The sequence below is a fragment of the Sphaerisporangium perillae genome, from assembly GCF_023276435.1.
GTDB classification, from domain to species: domain Bacteria; phylum Actinomycetota; class Actinomycetes; order Streptosporangiales; family Streptosporangiaceae; genus Sphaerisporangium; species Sphaerisporangium perillae.
The window spans coordinates 1-15,423 of sequence record NZ_JALLPO010000069.1 but is presented as its reverse complement, the minus strand read 5'-3'; the positions used below and the strand labels follow the sequence as shown (position 1 = coordinate 15,423).

General features: G+C 69.8%; 16 protein-coding genes. 4 read left to right on the top strand and 12 right to left on the bottom strand.

What is annotated here, in order from left to right; genetic code table 11:
• Positions 1–74 precede the first annotated feature (74 nt).
• Positions 75–1,091 carry a helix-turn-helix transcriptional regulator gene (locus MYF83_RS39820; protein WP_443729313.1) on the bottom strand — a complete coding sequence of 339 codons (1,017 nt, stop codon included), beginning with the start codon at positions 1,089–1,091 and terminating at the stop codon, positions 75–77.
• Positions 1,088–1,432 (bottom strand): ferredoxin, encoded by a 345-nt coding sequence (fdxA, locus tag MYF83_RS39815; protein WP_248965999.1) that lies wholly within the window; start codon positions 1,430–1,432, stop codon positions 1,088–1,090. The genes MYF83_RS39820 and fdxA overlap by 4 nt, the downstream gene beginning before the upstream one ends.
• 66 nt (positions 1,433–1,498) lie before the next feature.
• Here fdxA and MYF83_RS39810 point away from each other — a divergent pair, with 66 nt between their 5' ends.
• Positions 1,499–2,113: a DUF2249 domain-containing protein gene (locus MYF83_RS39810; protein ID WP_248965998.1), complete on the top strand. Its 615-nt coding sequence runs from the start codon at positions 1,499–1,501 to the stop codon at positions 2,111–2,113.
• Positions 2,114–2,733: 620 nt separating this feature from the next.
• Here MYF83_RS39810 and MYF83_RS39805 read toward each other — a convergent pair.
• Complete coding sequence (locus MYF83_RS39805; protein WP_248965997.1) at positions 2,734–3,063, bottom strand: hypothetical protein; 330 nt, start codon at positions 3,061–3,063, stop codon at positions 2,734–2,736.
• Positions 3,064–3,485: 422 nt separating this feature from the next.
• Between MYF83_RS39805 and MYF83_RS39800 the strand changes: the two genes are divergently transcribed.
• Positions 3,486–4,232: a sulfite exporter TauE/SafE family protein gene (locus MYF83_RS39800; protein ID WP_248965996.1), complete on the top strand. Its 747-nt coding sequence runs from the start codon at positions 3,486–3,488 to the stop codon at positions 4,230–4,232.
• Between the two features lie 65 nt (positions 4,233–4,297).
• On the opposite strand, the gene MYF83_RS39795 is transcribed toward MYF83_RS39800, so the two are convergent.
• The 4 genes from MYF83_RS39795 to MYF83_RS39785 all read right to left on the bottom strand — a co-directional run bounded on the left by MYF83_RS39795 (position 4,298) and on the right by MYF83_RS39785 (position 8,101).
• Positions 4,298–5,647, bottom strand: coding sequence for a cytochrome P450 family protein (locus tag MYF83_RS39795; protein ID WP_248965995.1), 1,350 nt, complete (start codon positions 5,645–5,647; stop codon positions 4,298–4,300).
• Between the two features lie 307 nt (positions 5,648–5,954).
• Complete coding sequence (locus tag MYF83_RS43470; protein WP_279340710.1) at positions 5,955–6,083, bottom strand: hypothetical protein; 129 nt, start codon at positions 6,081–6,083, stop codon at positions 5,955–5,957.
• Positions 6,084–6,280: 197 nt separating this feature from the next.
• The gene (locus MYF83_RS39790) at positions 6,281–7,327 is read right to left on the bottom strand and encodes a nitronate monooxygenase (protein ID WP_248965994.1); all 1,047 of its coding nucleotides are present in this window, start codon (positions 7,325–7,327) and stop codon (positions 6,281–6,283) included.
• Positions 7,328–7,468: 141 nt separating this feature from the next.
• Entirely contained in the window at positions 7,469–8,101 is a 633-nt protein-coding gene (locus MYF83_RS39785; RefSeq protein ID WP_248965993.1) for a DUF305 domain-containing protein, read from the bottom strand.
• Between the two features lie 183 nt (positions 8,102–8,284).
• On the opposite strand from MYF83_RS39785, the gene MYF83_RS39780 reads away from it, so the two are divergent.
• Together MYF83_RS39780 and MYF83_RS39775 are read left to right on the top strand one after the other, a co-directional pair.
• A complete protein-coding gene (locus MYF83_RS39780) occupies positions 8,285–9,697 on the top strand; it encodes an LVIVD repeat-containing protein (RefSeq protein ID WP_248966014.1) in 1,413 nt (470 codons plus the stop codon).
• 417 nt (positions 9,698–10,114) lie between these two features.
• Positions 10,115–11,341 carry an acyl-CoA dehydrogenase family protein gene (locus MYF83_RS39775; RefSeq protein ID WP_248965992.1) on the top strand — a complete coding sequence of 409 codons (1,227 nt, stop codon included), beginning with the start codon at positions 10,115–10,117 and terminating at the stop codon, positions 11,339–11,341.
• Positions 11,342–11,361: 20 nt separating this feature from the next.
• Here MYF83_RS39775 and MYF83_RS39770 read toward each other — a convergent pair whose 3' ends face one another.
• From MYF83_RS39770 to MYF83_RS39750, 5 genes are read right to left on the bottom strand one after another with little or no spacing between them, the layout of a single operon-like run.
• Positions 11,362–12,633 carry a tyrosine-type recombinase/integrase gene (locus MYF83_RS39770; RefSeq protein WP_248965991.1) on the bottom strand — a complete coding sequence of 424 codons (1,272 nt, stop codon included), beginning with the start codon at positions 12,631–12,633 and terminating at the stop codon, positions 11,362–11,364.
• Positions 12,634–12,638: 5 nt separating this feature from the next.
• Complete coding sequence (locus tag MYF83_RS39765) at positions 12,639–12,821, bottom strand: helix-turn-helix transcriptional regulator (RefSeq protein ID WP_248965990.1); 183 nt, start codon at positions 12,819–12,821, stop codon at positions 12,639–12,641.
• Positions 12,818–14,197, bottom strand: coding sequence for a replication initiator (locus tag MYF83_RS39760; protein WP_248965989.1), 1,380 nt, complete (start codon positions 14,195–14,197; stop codon positions 12,818–12,820). The genes MYF83_RS39765 and MYF83_RS39760 overlap by 4 nt, the downstream gene beginning before the upstream one ends.
• On the bottom strand, positions 14,194–14,430 hold the full coding sequence (locus MYF83_RS39755) for a hypothetical protein (RefSeq protein WP_248965988.1): 237 nt from the start codon (positions 14,428–14,430) through the stop codon (positions 14,194–14,196). Before MYF83_RS39755 ends, MYF83_RS39760 begins: the two co-directional genes overlap by 4 nt.
• On the bottom strand, positions 14,427–15,191 hold the full coding sequence (locus MYF83_RS39750) for a phosphoadenosine phosphosulfate reductase (protein WP_248965987.1): 765 nt from the start codon (positions 15,189–15,191) through the stop codon (positions 14,427–14,429). Before MYF83_RS39750 ends, MYF83_RS39755 begins: the two co-directional genes overlap by 4 nt.
• Positions 15,192–15,423 lie beyond the last annotated feature (232 nt).

Sequence of the window (15,423 nt, the reverse complement as noted above, 5' to 3'; positions counted from 1 at the left end):
TGCGATTTGGTGTTACCTTGCGTTGCCGCGTGACTTTGCGCTCATACGCGGCCTCGCGTTCCCGTGAGGCCGCCTTACGTTTCCACACGGCCCTGCGATCCGGTGTGGCCTTGTGGTGTGCCAGGCCGGTCCATGCCTGGTCCCGGTCCTGGACGGGCCGGGTGGTCGCCGGGTACGGGGCCGAGATGGGCCAGGCAGAGGTCCGGTTCGGCGAACGGCTCCAGCCGCGTCGCGGTCAGCGGCGCGCCCATCGCCGCCATCGCGCCCTGCATGAGGCCGAGGTGGAGCGGGCAGACGATCTGGGCGCGGGTGTCGACCAACTCGAGGAACGGGCAGTGGCGCAGCCCGATGTGGGTCGTCCCTCCGGCAAGCCGCGGCTGCCCCGCGGACACGTGACTGTCGGACCGCGGCCGACCCGCATGGGGCGGCTCGCCGGACCGGGTTTCGGGCCTGAAGCCGAGCCCGTCGAGCAGCGTGACGAGGCCGCCGACCGCCTGTTCCTCGGTGACCTCCTGGAACGGGACGGGAGGCGGCGCCAGGAACGCCCCCCACGCCCGTCCTGCGTCGGTGGCGGCCTTGGCCGGGTCGGGAGCCGTGGCGGCGAGGTGCCCGGTCAGGATCTCGGCCAGGAGCCGGTAGTTCCGCGGGCCCGCGGGATCCATGCCGGGACGTGCCGCATACACGACCGGTGGCCGGCCGGGCCCCGCGCGCTCGCCGGAGCCCCGTTCGACCGCGCCGGCCGCGAGGAGCGCGTCGAGGTGGAAGCGCACCGTGTTGGGATGGATGTCGAGCCGCTCGGCGACCTCGGTCACGCTGAGCGGCGCCAGCGACTCCCGGATCACGGCCAGCACGAGGTCGCGCCGCGACGGCGGCGCCTCACCGGCGCTCGAGGCCGGTCGGCGACCGGAGCCGGAGGCCAAGCCCGGACCACCGCCGGGGCCGACAACAGTGTCCGGATCAGCGCCGGAGCCGGAGGCCGCGCCCGGACCGTCACTGGAGCCGACACCAGTGCCCGGATCACCGCCGGAGCCGGAGGCCGCGGGCGGCGGTCCGGGTGCTATGCGCCATGGGGGTTCCGAGGGCCCGCTCATGCCGTCTGGGGAGGGAGTGCGGTCACCAGCGGGGTGTCCGCGCTCACCGGCCCGAGTTTGCTCGCGCCGCCCGGGGAGCCCAGCGGGATGTCCAGACCGGGCAACGTCTCGGAGAAGAACCGCGCGTTGTCGGCCTGGTACTCCCGCCACTGCTCGGGGAGGTCATCCTCGTAGTAGATGGCCTCGACGGGGCACACCGGCTCGCAGGCGCCGCAGTCCACGCACTCGTCGGGCTGGATGTAGAGCATCCGTTCGCCCTCGTAGATGCAGTCGACGGGGCACTCCTCGACACACGCGCGATCCTTGACGTCCACGCATGGCAGACCGATCACATACGTCATGGCGGCTATTTTACACAAATACTCCTTGTGGTAATAGTGGATACCCCGCCTTCGAGGAGGAGTGCCATGCCGGCCCAGGAGATCGACGTCCGCCAGGTCCCGCGTCCCGAGCGACACCCCCGGATCTTCGCCCGCTTCGCCGACCTCGAGCCGGGCGAGTCGTTCGTGCTCATCAACGGCCACGATCCGAAACACCTGCGCCGGGAGTTCGACACCGATCACCGGGGTGTGTACGGCTGGGAATACCTTGAAGGCGGGCCGGGCATCTGGCGGATCCGCATCAGCAGGCTCACTCCGACCCTGACGGTCTGTGACGCCACCGCCCTCGACACGGAGGAAGGCACCCTCATGCGGAAGTTCTCTCTGGACGCTCTGGCCCGCCGGCAGCTCGAACGCGCGGCGGACGCTCCCGCGGGCCATGCCGCCGAGACGGTGATCGGCGGCCACGAACACGTGCTGCGGCAGACGGTGGTCGCCCTGATCGGCGGTTCCGAACTGAAGGAGCACGAGAGCCCGGGGGAGGCCACCGTCCACGTGCTGAGCGGGCGGGTCCGCCTGGTGTCGGGCGACAACTCGTGGGAGGGCCGCACGGGCGACCTGCTGGTCGTGCCGGAGGCCCGCCACAGCCTGGAGGCGATCGAGGACTCGGCGGTCCTGCTCTCGGTCGCCAAACCGTCCTGATCGCGGCGCGCCGGGGGCCAGTCGTTCGGCGCTCGCGGAGCGCCGGCTCCAGGTCGGGGCGCATGATGCTCAGCAGCCGGCCGTCCAGCATGCGCGCGAAGCGGCTGTAGTAGGTCTCGATGATCAGCAGTGACATGGGGTCGGTCCCGGTGCAGGCGTCGAGCGCGCCGGACATCACCTTCATTCCGGCGTCCGGGGTCGCCGCGCGCTCGAGCGGGGGGCCGATGGCGGACACGGCCTGGCGGATGACGTCCATGGCCGCCTCGCGCGTCAGCGCCTGGAGCGAGGAGAAGTGGGAGCGCACCAGCCCGAGGTCGACGCTCACAACGCCGCGTCCAAGGCGTAGGCCGCGTACCGAGCCGCTGTTGCCGGCCGCGTCGTCGGCGTGCGCGGCGGGGCGTCCGGCGGCGTACCGTCCAGGAGCGCCTGAGGCGCCGGTCACGCGGGTCCGCGGTACCTCCCCCTCGACGGTGGTTCTCGTCAATAATGATCATCGTCATTCACCACATTTCGCTTTAACGAGGCACTTCACTGGCTGCGGGCCGCGCGTGGGAGCGGCCGTCGGAGCGTCGGGCTCCTGTTCTCAGGACCGCCCGCCCGGCGGGGGAGCGCGCGGCGTCTCAGTTCCACTTGGCACGCTGGTGCGCCCTCCGGACCGTCGTCACCGGGACCACCCTTTGGGGCGGATGATGGTCGCGGGCCAGCGTCTCGTAGGAGACCAGCCGCCAGTTCCCGATCTCCGGATTGGTGAGGACGGATACCACCTGCGCGTAGATCTGCGCCGTCGTGATGTTCTCTGCGGCCTGAATGCGAATGGCGACGAATCCGGCCGCCTGCTTGAATTCCTTTTCCCATTGTCTTGGCAGCAGCGCCAGTAATCGCTCTCCGTCCACCACCGGGTCTCGCAACGGCCGCCCTCTGACGGGACGCATCGTCAGCACCACCAACATGGCCCGATCCTCCGCTCAGTCCCAGGTGGTGCCCGTGGTGGCGAGCACGTGAGCGGTGCGGGCGGCACGGTGGCCGAGCGTGGCGGCGGCCCTTTCGCGGGCGAGGGAGGCGATCCGGCTCTTCATTTCCTGTCTCTTTTCGGTAGGTTGTGTATTCGTTCTCGCACAACCAACTCTGCGCTTTCCATGAGCCGTGGAACAGAGAAATTAAAGGCAGCAAGCTGCCTGCGGCTGACCGCTTCCTGCCATATGCGCCACTGGACATCCGTCTCGATGCCGGCCGTCGGCACGCCCGATTTCCGCGAACGGTCAACCGGACCTCGGCGCGCCCGGGTCGAGGTACGCCGGGGGGCGGCGCCGGCAGGCAGGGCCACCCGGGGGCGGTATCCGGGCGCGATCGGCGGCGTGGTTGGGTTGTGCCCGTGACCTTCGCGAATGTGCTGGGGCTGATCGCCGTCGGGGTGGTGGCCGGCGTGGTGAGCACGGTGGTGAGCCTGGCGTCGGTCATCTCCTACCCGGCTCTGCTGGCGTTCGGGCTGCCGCCGCTGAGCGCGAACGTCACCAACACGGTCTCTCTGGTGTTCACCGGCCTCGGCGCGGTGGCCGGGTCGCGGCCGGAGCTCGCCGATCAGGGCGGCAGGCTGCGGCGCCTCGGCGGGATGTCGATCACGGGCGGCGCCACCGGAGCGGCGCTGCTGCTGGTGACGCCGCCCAGCACCTTCGAGGCGGTCGCACCCTGGCTCATCGTGGTCGCCTCGCTGCTGCTGCTCTGCCCACCGAGGCTGGAAGCGCTGACGGGCAGCCTCGGCGGCGGTCACCTCCTGCGGGCCGGCGTGTTCGTGGTCTCCATCTACGTCGGCTACTTCGGCGCGGCGGGCGGAATCTTGATGCTCGCGGTGCTGTCATCGGTGCTGCGGGACGCGCCCGCCCGGCTGAACGCCGTCAAGAACGTGCTCTCCGGGCTCGCCAACGCCGTGGCCGCGATCGCGTTCGCCCTCTTCGGGCCGGTGCAGTGGGCCGCCGCCGTACCGCTCGCGGCGGGGTTCCTGGTGGGCGGCCGGCTCGGGCCCGTGCTCGCGCGCCGGCTCCCCGGCCGGAGCCTGCGCGTCGCCGCCGCGGTCTCCGGCCTGCTGGTCGCGGTCAAGCTGGGCCTGGACACCTACCTCTGACCGCGCCCGTCAGTCCGGAGCCGGGAGCCCATCCGGCCGGGTGCTGGACAGCCGGCCTCGCCCGTCTAGCGTTCCTTGCGCAGTCCCCGCAGGAAGCGCGACAGCGCGGAGCGCGGAGCCTCCTCCTGCTCGCCGGCGGGCGTCCGGGCCGCGTGCGCGCCGACTGGGGCGGGTCCGACGTTCCGCGGCGGCAAATGGGACGGCGCGAGCTCGAACTGCACCGGAAGCATCCGCAGCGTGCGGAACAGCGGGGTGGACCGCCACGGCAGCTGGTCGGGGGGCAGGGTGAGGCGCACCTGGGAGAGCCGCTCGAACAGTCGGCTGACGGCGATCGTGGTGATCCGGATCGACAGCTGCCGGCCCGGGCAGCGGTGCGGTCCGGCACCCCAGGCCAGATGCGCGCGCGTGCTGCGCATGGCCTTCGGGTCGATGGCGCCGGCGAACACGGGGTCGGCGTGCGCGCCGGGGATGGACAACATGACCGGATCGCCCGCGGCGATGACGAAGCGGCCCAGCCGCACGTCGACCGTCGGGAAGCGGAAGGTGAGGTTGGCCATCGGCGAGTTCGCCAGCGCGACCCGGTTCACCAGCTCGTCGATCGTCCCCCGAGACAGGATCGCCCGTACGTTCGGGTCGGTCAGCACCTCGAGGACGGCGTTGCAGATCAGGGCCCCGGTGAAGTCGCCGATCAGCCTTGGGAGCATGAGGATCTCGCGCGACAGCTCCTCCAGGGTGAGGTCGGGAACGGCCGCGAGCATGTACGAGGGGAGATCATCGCCGGGGTGGCGCATCTTGGTGGCGGCCAGATCGGTCATCGCGGTGATCAGCCGCTGCGACGCGGCCGACGCCTCGGGGCCGGCGTCCAGCACCCGCCAGATGTCCATGAGCACCTCGTCGCCCCGCGCGCTCTCCAAGCCGAGCAGGCGGTTGGCGATCATCGCAGGCAGCGGCCGCGCGTACTGGGCGGACAGGTCCGCCCAGCCGGAGGTGGCGCCGCCCTCCACCAACGCGGAGATGAGGTCGTCGGCGTAGCGGGTGATGGCACGCTCCAGCATCTGCGCCTCGGGACGCGCGGGCTCCTGGAACGGCATCAGCGCCGAGGTCCAGCCCTCGCGCAGCCGGCCCAGCCGCGTTCCGTCCTGGAACATCGAGTTGCCGGTCTCGTACACAGGGGCCAGCGGCCAGTCGGGGGACACCCGGCCTTCCATTCTGGCCCGCCAGTTGTCCAGGCGCTTGCTCCAGATGTCGCCCTCGTTCTGCAGGACGCGCAGCACCTCGCCGTATCCGATGACGAGCCAGACCGGCATCCCGAGGAGGTCGACCGGCGCGACGGGCCCGTACGTGCGGCGCAACCGTTCGTGGACCAGGGCAGGATTGGCGTCGTAGTCCCTGGTCAACAATGGTTCGACCGGCATCGACGACAACGGTTCGTGGGGTGATGCGGTCCACGCGTCGGGCATCATGAGGATGCGCACCTCTCTCGCTTTTGTGGGCCCCGCCGACGTGGAAGCCACCGATCGTATGAGAGCGGTCACTCCCGGCGCAGGCCTGGGTCACAAAATGGACTGCTCCCGTCACCGCCTCAGTACGAATCCAAAACTTTTCGGACACATCACAACTCCCGTCGCGGCAAGGAAAACTCGAGATCGTCAACGCCCGGCGAGGGACCTCTCCGCCCATCGGGCGACCTTCCTGCGCCACGACCCCGCCATCCCGGCGCCGCTACGCGGCGGGCTCGGCGATCCGCGGGCGCTCGTCCACCGCATCGCGGACGAGCCGGAGGAGTGACGAGCCGGAGGAGTACTGGACGCGCTGCCTGGCACCCGAGTAGGGGCCGCGCGCGAGGTCCATCCTGGAGGCCGACAGCCCGCCGCGGCCGCACCGTCCTCTACACCCGCAGCCCCTCGCCGACGAACTCTCCCGCTGACCGCTGTCCGTTGTCGTGGTCGCGGCGGGAAGAGGTACGGCGATGCCGGCGCACTCGTACGGCGGGCGACCCCGGCGCCACTCGTACGGCGGGTGACCCGGCGAACGTTCGCCGCCGCGCCTCAGCGGCCGAAGGGGCGGCGGGCGGCACGGGACAGAGCCTCCTTGGCCTCGGCCCCGAGCCGCCGGACGAGCTCGCCCGCGGGCACCTCCTCGGCGAACGGGAAACCCTGTCCGGCCCACAGGTTGATCGTGCCGGCGTCACCCGCCTTCCTGGCGGCGGCCCGCAGCGGAGCCGTCAGGTGATGGACCTGCGGATAGGCCGCCGGAGCCTCGTCGTTGTGCTCCTGCAGGAAGCGGTTCACCAGCCCTCTGGCCCTCCTGCCGGTGAACGCGCGGGTGACGGCCGTACGTTCGTAGGACGCGAGCGCCTCGCGGTGCGCGGGGCTCGTACCGGCCTCGGGGGTCCGCAGGAAGGCCGTCCCGAGCTGGGCGGCGACCGCGCCCGCCGCGAGGACGGCCGCGATGCCGGCGCCGTCGGCGATCCCCCCGGCGGCGACGACGGGCAGGGGCGTGGCGCGCAACGTCAGCCGCAGGAGCGCGAGCAGGCCGAAGTCGCCGCCGTCGTCGGTGAAGCCGCCCCGGTGGCCGCCCGCCTCGATGCCCTGGGCCACCAGCGCGTCGGCTCCGGCGTCATGCGCGGTGGCCGCCTCGTCCGGGGTGGTGACCGTCACCAGGATGTACGTCCCGGCCGCGCGCAGCTCGTCGATGACCTCGCGCCCGGGCAGGCCGAAAGTGAACGACACCACGGGCACCCGCTCGGCCTTGACGACGGCCAGCTTGTCCTGCCATCCGTCATCGTCGTCGGCCGGGACGCCGAGGGGCACGCCCATCCGCTCGGACTCCCCGCGCAGCCGTCCCGCGTAGGCTTCCACCGCCGCCCGGTCCACCCCGCCGGAGGACGGCACGAACAGGTTGACGCCGAACGGCGCGCCGGTGCGCGCCCGCACGGCCGCGATGTCGAAGCGGAGATCCTCGGCCGACCGGTAGCCGGCGGCCAGGAAGCCGAGCCCGCCCGCGGACGACACCGCCGTGGCCAGCGCCGGAGTCGACGGGCCGCCGGCGAGCGGAGCCTGCACGATCGGGAGGGCCAGAGCCGCGAGATGCACCGAATCACTCTAACCCAGGCCGCCCGGGGGCTTCCGGGCCGCTCCGGAGAGATGGATCACACCGGCCGGACGCCGCCGTCCGCAGTGAGCGCTCTGCAGGTGCGTCGTCCGCGGCACCGGCCGGCGATGGGCGCCCGGTGCTCAGCCGCCGGGGCGCATGCGGCTCATACGCTGGATCTCGACCGCCTGGCCGACCGAGATGTCCTCGGCCAGCTCCTGGACGGTGATATGCGACCCCTTCTTCACCTCGTCCGCGGCCATGGTGATGGCACCCATGTGGTGGGCGATCATCAACTGGAGGTAGAGGCGGTCGAAGCCGGCGCCCGAGGCGGCTCTCAGGTCGGCGAGCTGCTCGTCGGTGGCCATGCCCGGCATGGCGTCGTGCTTGGCGTGGTGGTCGGGGACGCGCTGCCCCTGCTGTTGCAGCCACCGGATCATGGCGTTGATCTCGGGTTCCTGCGTGTCGGCGATCCGCGCCGCGATGCGTTTCACGTCCGGGGAGGCCGCGCGGGTGGGGGCGAGGATGCTCATGTCGAGCGCCTGACGGTGGTGGACGACCATGTCCTGCATGAACACCACGTCCGCCGCGTTGGCCGTGGGGGACGGGACGGCGGTGACCGTCGCACCCGGAGGGAGCGTCTTGGCCGCCTCACCCGGCTTGCCGGGGACGATGACGGGGACGCTGGACGTCGCGACGGGCGTCGCGGGACCGCTCGTGCAGCCGGTCACGGTGAGCGCGACCACGCCGGCGGCGATGAGGAGCGCGACGCGCACCCGGCCTCCCTGAGGATCTTTGCTGTGCGGCTGCACCCTAACCCAATGGGGACATAGGGGTAAAGACGGGATGTTGGAATAATTTGCTGACAAAGTGGAGTCTGGCAACAGCGCCCGGTTTGGTACATGATCTCCCCAGCTATGTTCACCTCTGGCAATAAGCACCAAGGAGGTTCCTGAGTGTTGTCCACCCCCCGCAGAGGCGGCCTGACCGGCCGGTTCCTCGTCCTGGTGGGTTCGGTCGCGGCGATGGTGCTGGCGGCGGTTCCCGCGCAGGCAGCGGACATCCCGGGCACCGACCAGATCGTCATGAGCCCGAACGTCCAGCACGTGGCGAACGTCGCGAAACCCGCGGCCATCGCCGCCACCATCAACACCGACATCGCCTTCCAGGGCGACTACGCCTACGTCGGCAACTACGGTGGCTTCTCCATCTACAACATCAAGAACCCCAAGAAGACCTCCGCGGTCAGCTCGGTGGTTTGTCCCGGCTCGCAGATGGACCTGTCCGTCTACGGCGACCTGCTGTTCGCCTCGGTCGACTCCTCCCGCTCGGACGACTCGTGCAACAGCACGGCGAAGCCGGCGTCGGACAAGGCGTCCTGGGAAGGCATCCGCATCTTCGACGTGAGCGACAAGGCCAACCCCAGGTACATCAAGTCCGTCGAGACCAACTGCGGCTCGCACACCCACACCCTCGTGCCCGACAAGAGGCGCGGGAACGTCTACCTGTACGTCTCGTCGTACCGCCCGGACGCGACCTTCCCCGACTGCCAGCCGCCCCACGACAAGATCTCGATCGTCAAGGTGCCGCTGGGTGACCCCGCGTCGGCGTCGGTGGTGGCCACCCCGGTCGTGTTCCCCGATGGCGGCAACGAGACCCAGCCGAACCTCCTCCTGCCGACCAGCGGCTGCCACGACATCACGGCCTACGCCGAGAAGGGCATCGCGGTCGGCGCCTGCATGGGCGACGGCGTGCTGTTCGACATCAGGGACCCGGAGAACCCCAAGGTGACCGCGCGGGTGACCGACCCGAACTTCTCGTTCTGGCACTCGGCCACCTTCAACAACGCCGGCACGAAGGTGATCTTCACCGACGAGCTCGGCGGCGGCGGCCTGGCCACCTGCACCCCGGCGACCGCCGCCAACAACGGCGCGGACGCGATCTACGACATCGTCAACGGCCAGTTCGTCTTCAAGAGCTACTTCAAGATCCCCCGCGTCCAGTCGGACGCGGAGAACTGCGTCTCGCACAACGGCTCGCTGATCCCGGTCAAGGGCCGCGACATCATGGTGCAGGCGTGGTACCAGGGTGGTGCCTCGATCTGGGACTTCACCGACTCCGCTCACCCCACTGAGATCGGCTACTTCGAGCGCGGCCCGGCCGCCGAGGGCTCGGGTGGCTTCTGGTCCGCGTACTACTACAACGGTTACGTCTACGCCAGCGACTTCAACAGGGGCTTCGACGTCATCAAGATCAACGACGAGCGCACCGACCCCGCCAAGGGCGTTCACGTCGACCGCCTGAACGTCCAGACCCAGGGCTCGTACCGCGACCGCGGCCACGGCGACTGGATCTGGAGCGCCGAAGACTGACGACACCCCCCGGGCCCGCCGGCCCCCCCCCCGGGGGCCGGGCGACCCCCCTTCCGGGCGCCGCCGCGTCCCGGGATCTCTCGACCCGGGACGCGGCGGCGTCCTCGGCATCTCCCTGACAGGACGGTCCCAGCCCCCCGGCGGCCTCGGACCGTCCTTACCGTTTCTCCTGCTCCTCACCACATTCCCGGCGCCCTCACCCACCATGGAACCCCTGGCTTCCCTGGCCTGAACCCTCCTGGGTTTCTCCTGAACCCATCAGTGTTTCCCTCAGGTGAACACTGCCGGGTCTCGCGCGACCGGCGACCGCTTCCGGGTAGGGTTGCACGCAGCCCGGTGTTACCGTTGGTAACGCCTGCTGGCGTGGGCATATCCCTACTACGGCACCGGCTCCGTCCCCCCTGAGGAGTTATCACGATGGCTGAGAGCGCGAGCGACTTCTGTCCGGAGATGAGCGAGGACGTCCGCGAAGTCCGCGACTGGGTCCACGACTTCGCCGCCACCGTGATCCGCCCCGCCGGAGCCGAATGGGACGAGCGCGAGGAGACCCCCTGGCCGGTCATCCAGGAAGCCGCCAAGATCGGGCTGTACTCGCTGGACTTCTTCGCCCAGCAATGGTTCGAGAAGAGCGGCCTCGGGATCCCCGTGGCGTTCGAGGAGATCTTCTGGGGTGACGCCGGCATCGGCCTGTCGATCGTCGGCACCGGCCTCGCCGCCGCCGCCCTCGCCTCCAACGGCACGCCCGAGCAGATGGGGGAGTGGCTGCCGCAGATGTTCGGCACCGTGGACGACGTCAAGCTCGGCGCCTTCTGCGCCTCCGAGCCCGACGCCGGCTCCGACGTCGGTTCCATCCGCACCCGCGCCGAGTACGACGCCGCGAAGGACGAATGGGTGCTCAACGGCGTCAAGACCTGGGCCACCAACGGCGGCATCGCCAACGTCCACGTCGTCGTCGCCTCGGTGGACCCCGCACTCCGCAGCCGAGGCCAGGCGTCCTTCGTCGTCCCGCCCGGCACGCCGGGTCTGTCGCAGGGGCAGAAGTTCAAGAAGCACGGCATCCGCGCCTCCCACACCGCCGAGGTCGTCCTGGAAGGCGTCCGGGTGCCGGGCCGCTGCCTGCTCGGCGGCAAGGAGAAACTCGACGCCCGCCTGGCCCGGGTACGCGAGGGCGGCAGGAGCGGCGAGCAGTCCGCCATGCGCACCTTCGAGACCACCCGGCCCACCGTCGCCGCCATGGCGGTCGGCATCGCCCGAGCCGCCTACGAGTACGCCCGCGACTACGCCCGCGAGCGCGAGCAGTTCGGCCGCAAGATCGGCGAGAACCAGGCCATCGCGTTCCTGCTGGCCGACATGGCCACCCGGGTCGACGTCGCCCGGCTGCTCACCTGGCGCGCCGCCTGGATGGCCCGCAACGGCCGCTCCTTCGAGCAGGCCGAGGGCTCGATGTCCAAACTCGTGGCCGGCGAGACGGCCGTGTGGGTCACCGAACAGGCCATCCAGATCCTCGGAGGCGCCGGCTACACCCGAGACCACCCCGTCGAACGCTTCCACCGCGACGCCAAGATCTACACCATCTTCGAGGGCACCAGCGAAATCCAACGCTTGCTGATCGGCCGCGCCGTCACTGGCCTGCCCGTTCAGTGATCGCGCCGTATCGAGGAGCATCACCTGCCGGCCCCTTGTTCCGTCGCTGTTCCGTCAGACGCGGCCCGGGGACGGAACAGCCGGTCATCGACAGCACGCCGGGCACGATCGTGGGAGCCGGGCATCATGTGCGCATAGGTCCGCAGGGTGAAGCCCGGGTCAGCATGACCGAGGTATTCGGCGAGTTCCTTGATGGAGACGCCACCGACGAGGCTGATGCTCGCGTAGTAGTGGCGAAGCTGGTGTAGCCCTTCCTTGCGCGTGGTCTCGAACCGCTGGCGTGCCCTGGGGTCCTTGCTCGGGACAGGGATGACGCCGGCGGTCACCAGGGCCGGCTTCCAGACGGTTTCGCTGTAGCTGCGTGCCTTGATGAAGTGGTCATCGGTCCAGCGGAACAGCAGGTTGTGCGTGCGTAGCTTGCCGTTCGGCTTCTCCCACGGGAGTGTGCACACCAAGGGCTCAGACCGTGCCACGTGGACGCGAAGCGCCTCAGCCACCCAGTCCGGTAGCGGTACCAAGCGCTCACGGTCATTCTTCGGCAGGGCGTAGACGTATCCGGCGCCGAGTTTCTTGACCTGTCGCCGGACGCGGATCAGCTTCTCCTCGAAGTCGATGTCTTCGAGCGCCAGGCCGAACAGCTCACCCTGCCGCAGCCCGCAGCCGGCCCCCACGATGGGCAGCGTACGTAGCAGATCAGGATGGGCGTCGATGACCGCCTGAACCCGCTGATCGCTCCAGGCGTGGATCTCCTCGGTCGCGCGCTTGGGCACTTGGACGATCGGGGATTTCGCTGGGCTCTTCTTCAGTGCCTCGTCGGCGACCGCTAGGTCCAAGATGCCTTGCAGGACCAGGAACGCGGTTTGGATAGTTGAGGTGCCGACACGCTGACTGAGGTCACTGATCCAGGCTTGGATCTCTGACGGTTTGATGCTCTTGACCTGGCGTCGAGCGAAGACGGGTTCGACGTGGAGACGGTAGATGTACTCATAGCGGATGGCGGTGGAGGGGTCGACCATGCGAGAGCTGAGCCACCGGCCCCCGAAGCCGCCGAAGAGCTGTTTGCCGGCGTTGGGGTCGATGTAGTCCCCGCGGGCCACGTCGGCCTGCATGGCTGACGCCTTCTTCTCAGCATCGGCCTTGCGTTCGTAGGCTTCAGACTGCTCACGACCGTCCGGGTTCTCCCATACCGCCAACCAGCGCTTGCCCTTGCCGTGCCGGGCGGTTCTGACCTTCTCCTTGCGCCCGCCCGGGTGACGCACCGTCTTCATCCAGAGATCTTTGACGAAGGCCATGCGGGTTACTCCTGCTCCAAGAACCAGGCACGAACGTCTTCGGGGGCGTAGCGCAGGTAACGGCCGACACGGCGGCTTTTCGGCCCCTGGCGTCGATGACGCCAGACATACAGCGTGGCTACGGGGACGCCGAGAAAGTCCGATACCTCCTCCACGCCCCACAGGCGATTGCTCGTGGTCGTCGTCATCGAGGTCCCTCCCGTGGCGGATCAGTCAGGTTGAGCGCGAGCGCGGATTCTCCGGGGGTGTAGCCCTGGCCGGCGAAGCTCCAGTGCGCGAGGACGAGCGTGGTGTCAGGGTCGGGAGCCCAGCCGGTTTCGCGGAGCTGGGCTTGCCTGAAATCGGTGCGTGCCTGTCTTAGGGCGGTCAGGGTGGTGGAGTAGGTGCGGGATCGGGTGGAGAAGTGGCCGCGAAAGCCCAGCATGTGAGCCCACTTGCGGAGCTTGAGCTCCACCAGGTCGGGATGTGTGGCCGGGTCGCCGAGGCGCCAGGCGGTGCGAATCAGCCGAGCGGCGTGCTCACTGACGCCAAGCGCAGGCAGGCGGGGCAGGTCGGTGGAGCGGATCCGGCGGTCGAGGGTGCCGGAGGTTTCGGCGGCTTTGGTCGCGTACTTGGCGATGTAGCCGGCCACCTTCTGCTCTGACAGGTCATCGCCGTCCAGGTCGCCGGGTTCGATCGGTCGCACGTCGACCTGTTCACCCCAGACCAGCTCTTGAGTCGGTTGGCCGAGGTCGGGAGCGTCCAGCCGTACGGCCCCCGCGGCGGAGCGGATTGCCCCGTCCAGAAGTTGCACGGTGGCCCAGTCGGGAGGCGGCAGGGTGGTGCCGTCTTCGTCGCGGCCATCCAGGCGGATCACGGCGTGGAAGTGGACGACGCCGCGTGCCTGGTATTCGGCGACTTTGGCGAAGGAGACTTTCACCCGGCGGTTGAAGGCGGCGTGGCTGAGTCCTGCAGCGCCGGCCAGGTGGCGGCGTAGGTAGATGGTGAAGCGTCGCCACAGGTCTCCGGCGTGGGCGTTCCACAGCACGTGCCCGGTGTAGTCGTAGGTGTCGGGGTCGAGGGGTTGGCCGAGGCGGGGATCATCGGCGCCATGGCGTTCGAAGCAGGCCGGCCCGGTGCGGCGGGGGTGGCAGAGCTGCGCGGCGCCGTGTTTGTCTGGACCGCGATGGACGGGGCCGAAGCTGGGCGCGGTCAGGGTGGCCAGCACGCGGGGATGGGTGCGGACGAAGTCGGGAACGCCTTTGCCGCCGAGAAGACCGGCGCGGATCAGTTGATAGGTGTCACGGCGGTAAGTCTCAGCGCAGGCCGAGCAGCGGGAGGCGCGCCGGTTGCCGCACCGCACCAGCAGGTGCCCGTGCGGTTCACGCTCGGTGCTGTAGGAGTCGAGCACTTCACCGGAGGTGGCATCGACGGTGAGAGTTTCGCCGGTTAGCCGGACCGGTTCTTGGCAGCCGCCAAGGCGGGCGACTTGGTCGAGCCAGCGGTTCAGGTCTTTGCCCGAGCGGCGGGCCAGGTCACGGATGACTGGCCCGACCAGCTCAGCGAGCGGCACGGGTGCGCTCAACCGGTGACCTTCCTTACCTGGTTGACGACTATGACGGGGGCGCAGTTGCGGCACTGCTTGTCGAGGGGGAGGCGTCGGCCGCAGGCGATCCGTCGGCGGTGCCCGGCCGTGCGGACCAGCACGGGAGCCAGGCACGGGGCGGAGTCGGCGGAGAGGACGGACCGGATGGTGAGCCAGGGCCGCTCGGCGCCGGGGGCGGATACCTCGGTGACGTGTACGTGGTGGGTGGTCATGTGGCGCACCAGCCGGAATCGCAGTCGCCGGCCCCGTCCTCAAACAGCGGGATCAGCTGGTCGCCGTCGGGGATGACCCGGGACAGGGGTTTGCCGAACCGGGTCAGGTAGACGGGGTCTTTACCGAGTTCGGTGCGGCGGGTGTTGAGCAGGTCTTCCAGGGCGCAGGCGCGGTCGAACAGCTCCGGGTCGGTGCGGCGCATGTCTTGCCAGGCGGTTTCCCGGTGGAACGGGCAGAAGAAGCAGCTTGATTTCGGCGGGACCGGCAGGCCGGCTTCGCGGATGATGCGCATGCAGTCGACCCGCCGCAGGCCCAGCTCCAACAGGGGATAGACGATCCGCTCGTGAGGTTCGCAGCGGCGTTTGTTGGCGCGGTGGATTTCATCGACGGAGATGCCGATACCTACGGTGGCGGGGTTGGTGGCGGTGGCGCCGTGTGCTTTGAGCCAGGCTCCGATGACGCGGATCTTGAAGTCCGCGGTGCACTGGCGGGTTCCGGGGGCGCCGTTGGACATCCGGACGGGGATCGGCAGAGAGCGGGATCCGGGTTTGGTCAGGCGCTGCCACAGCGTTTCGGTTTCACCGGTGCGCTTGCGGCGCCAGAGCATCCGTAGGTCGATGCCGTGCCGCTGGGCGAACGGGACCGCGTGCTGGTGGTAGTAGGTCAGGGTGCCGGGGTGTTCGGAGTCGTCGCCGACGTTGGAGAACAGGAACACATCGAAGTCGATGCGCCTTTGTGCGGCGAGCACGAGCGCGCCCATGGACTGGACTCCGCCGCCGAAGCTGAACGCGCGTAGTGTGCTGGGGGCGGGCATGGTGGTGGTCATCGCCGGCCCCCGGTGTAGAGGCGGCCGGTGGCGTGGCAGGTGCGGCAGGGAGCGGGGCGGTTGTTGACGTCCCTGCCCGTGTAGCTGGTGCCGTCGCAGCCGCATACCCAGGTCGAGGGCGTTCCGGGTGGCAGCCAGGGGGAGGGTGCGGCCCGGGGGGTGGGGT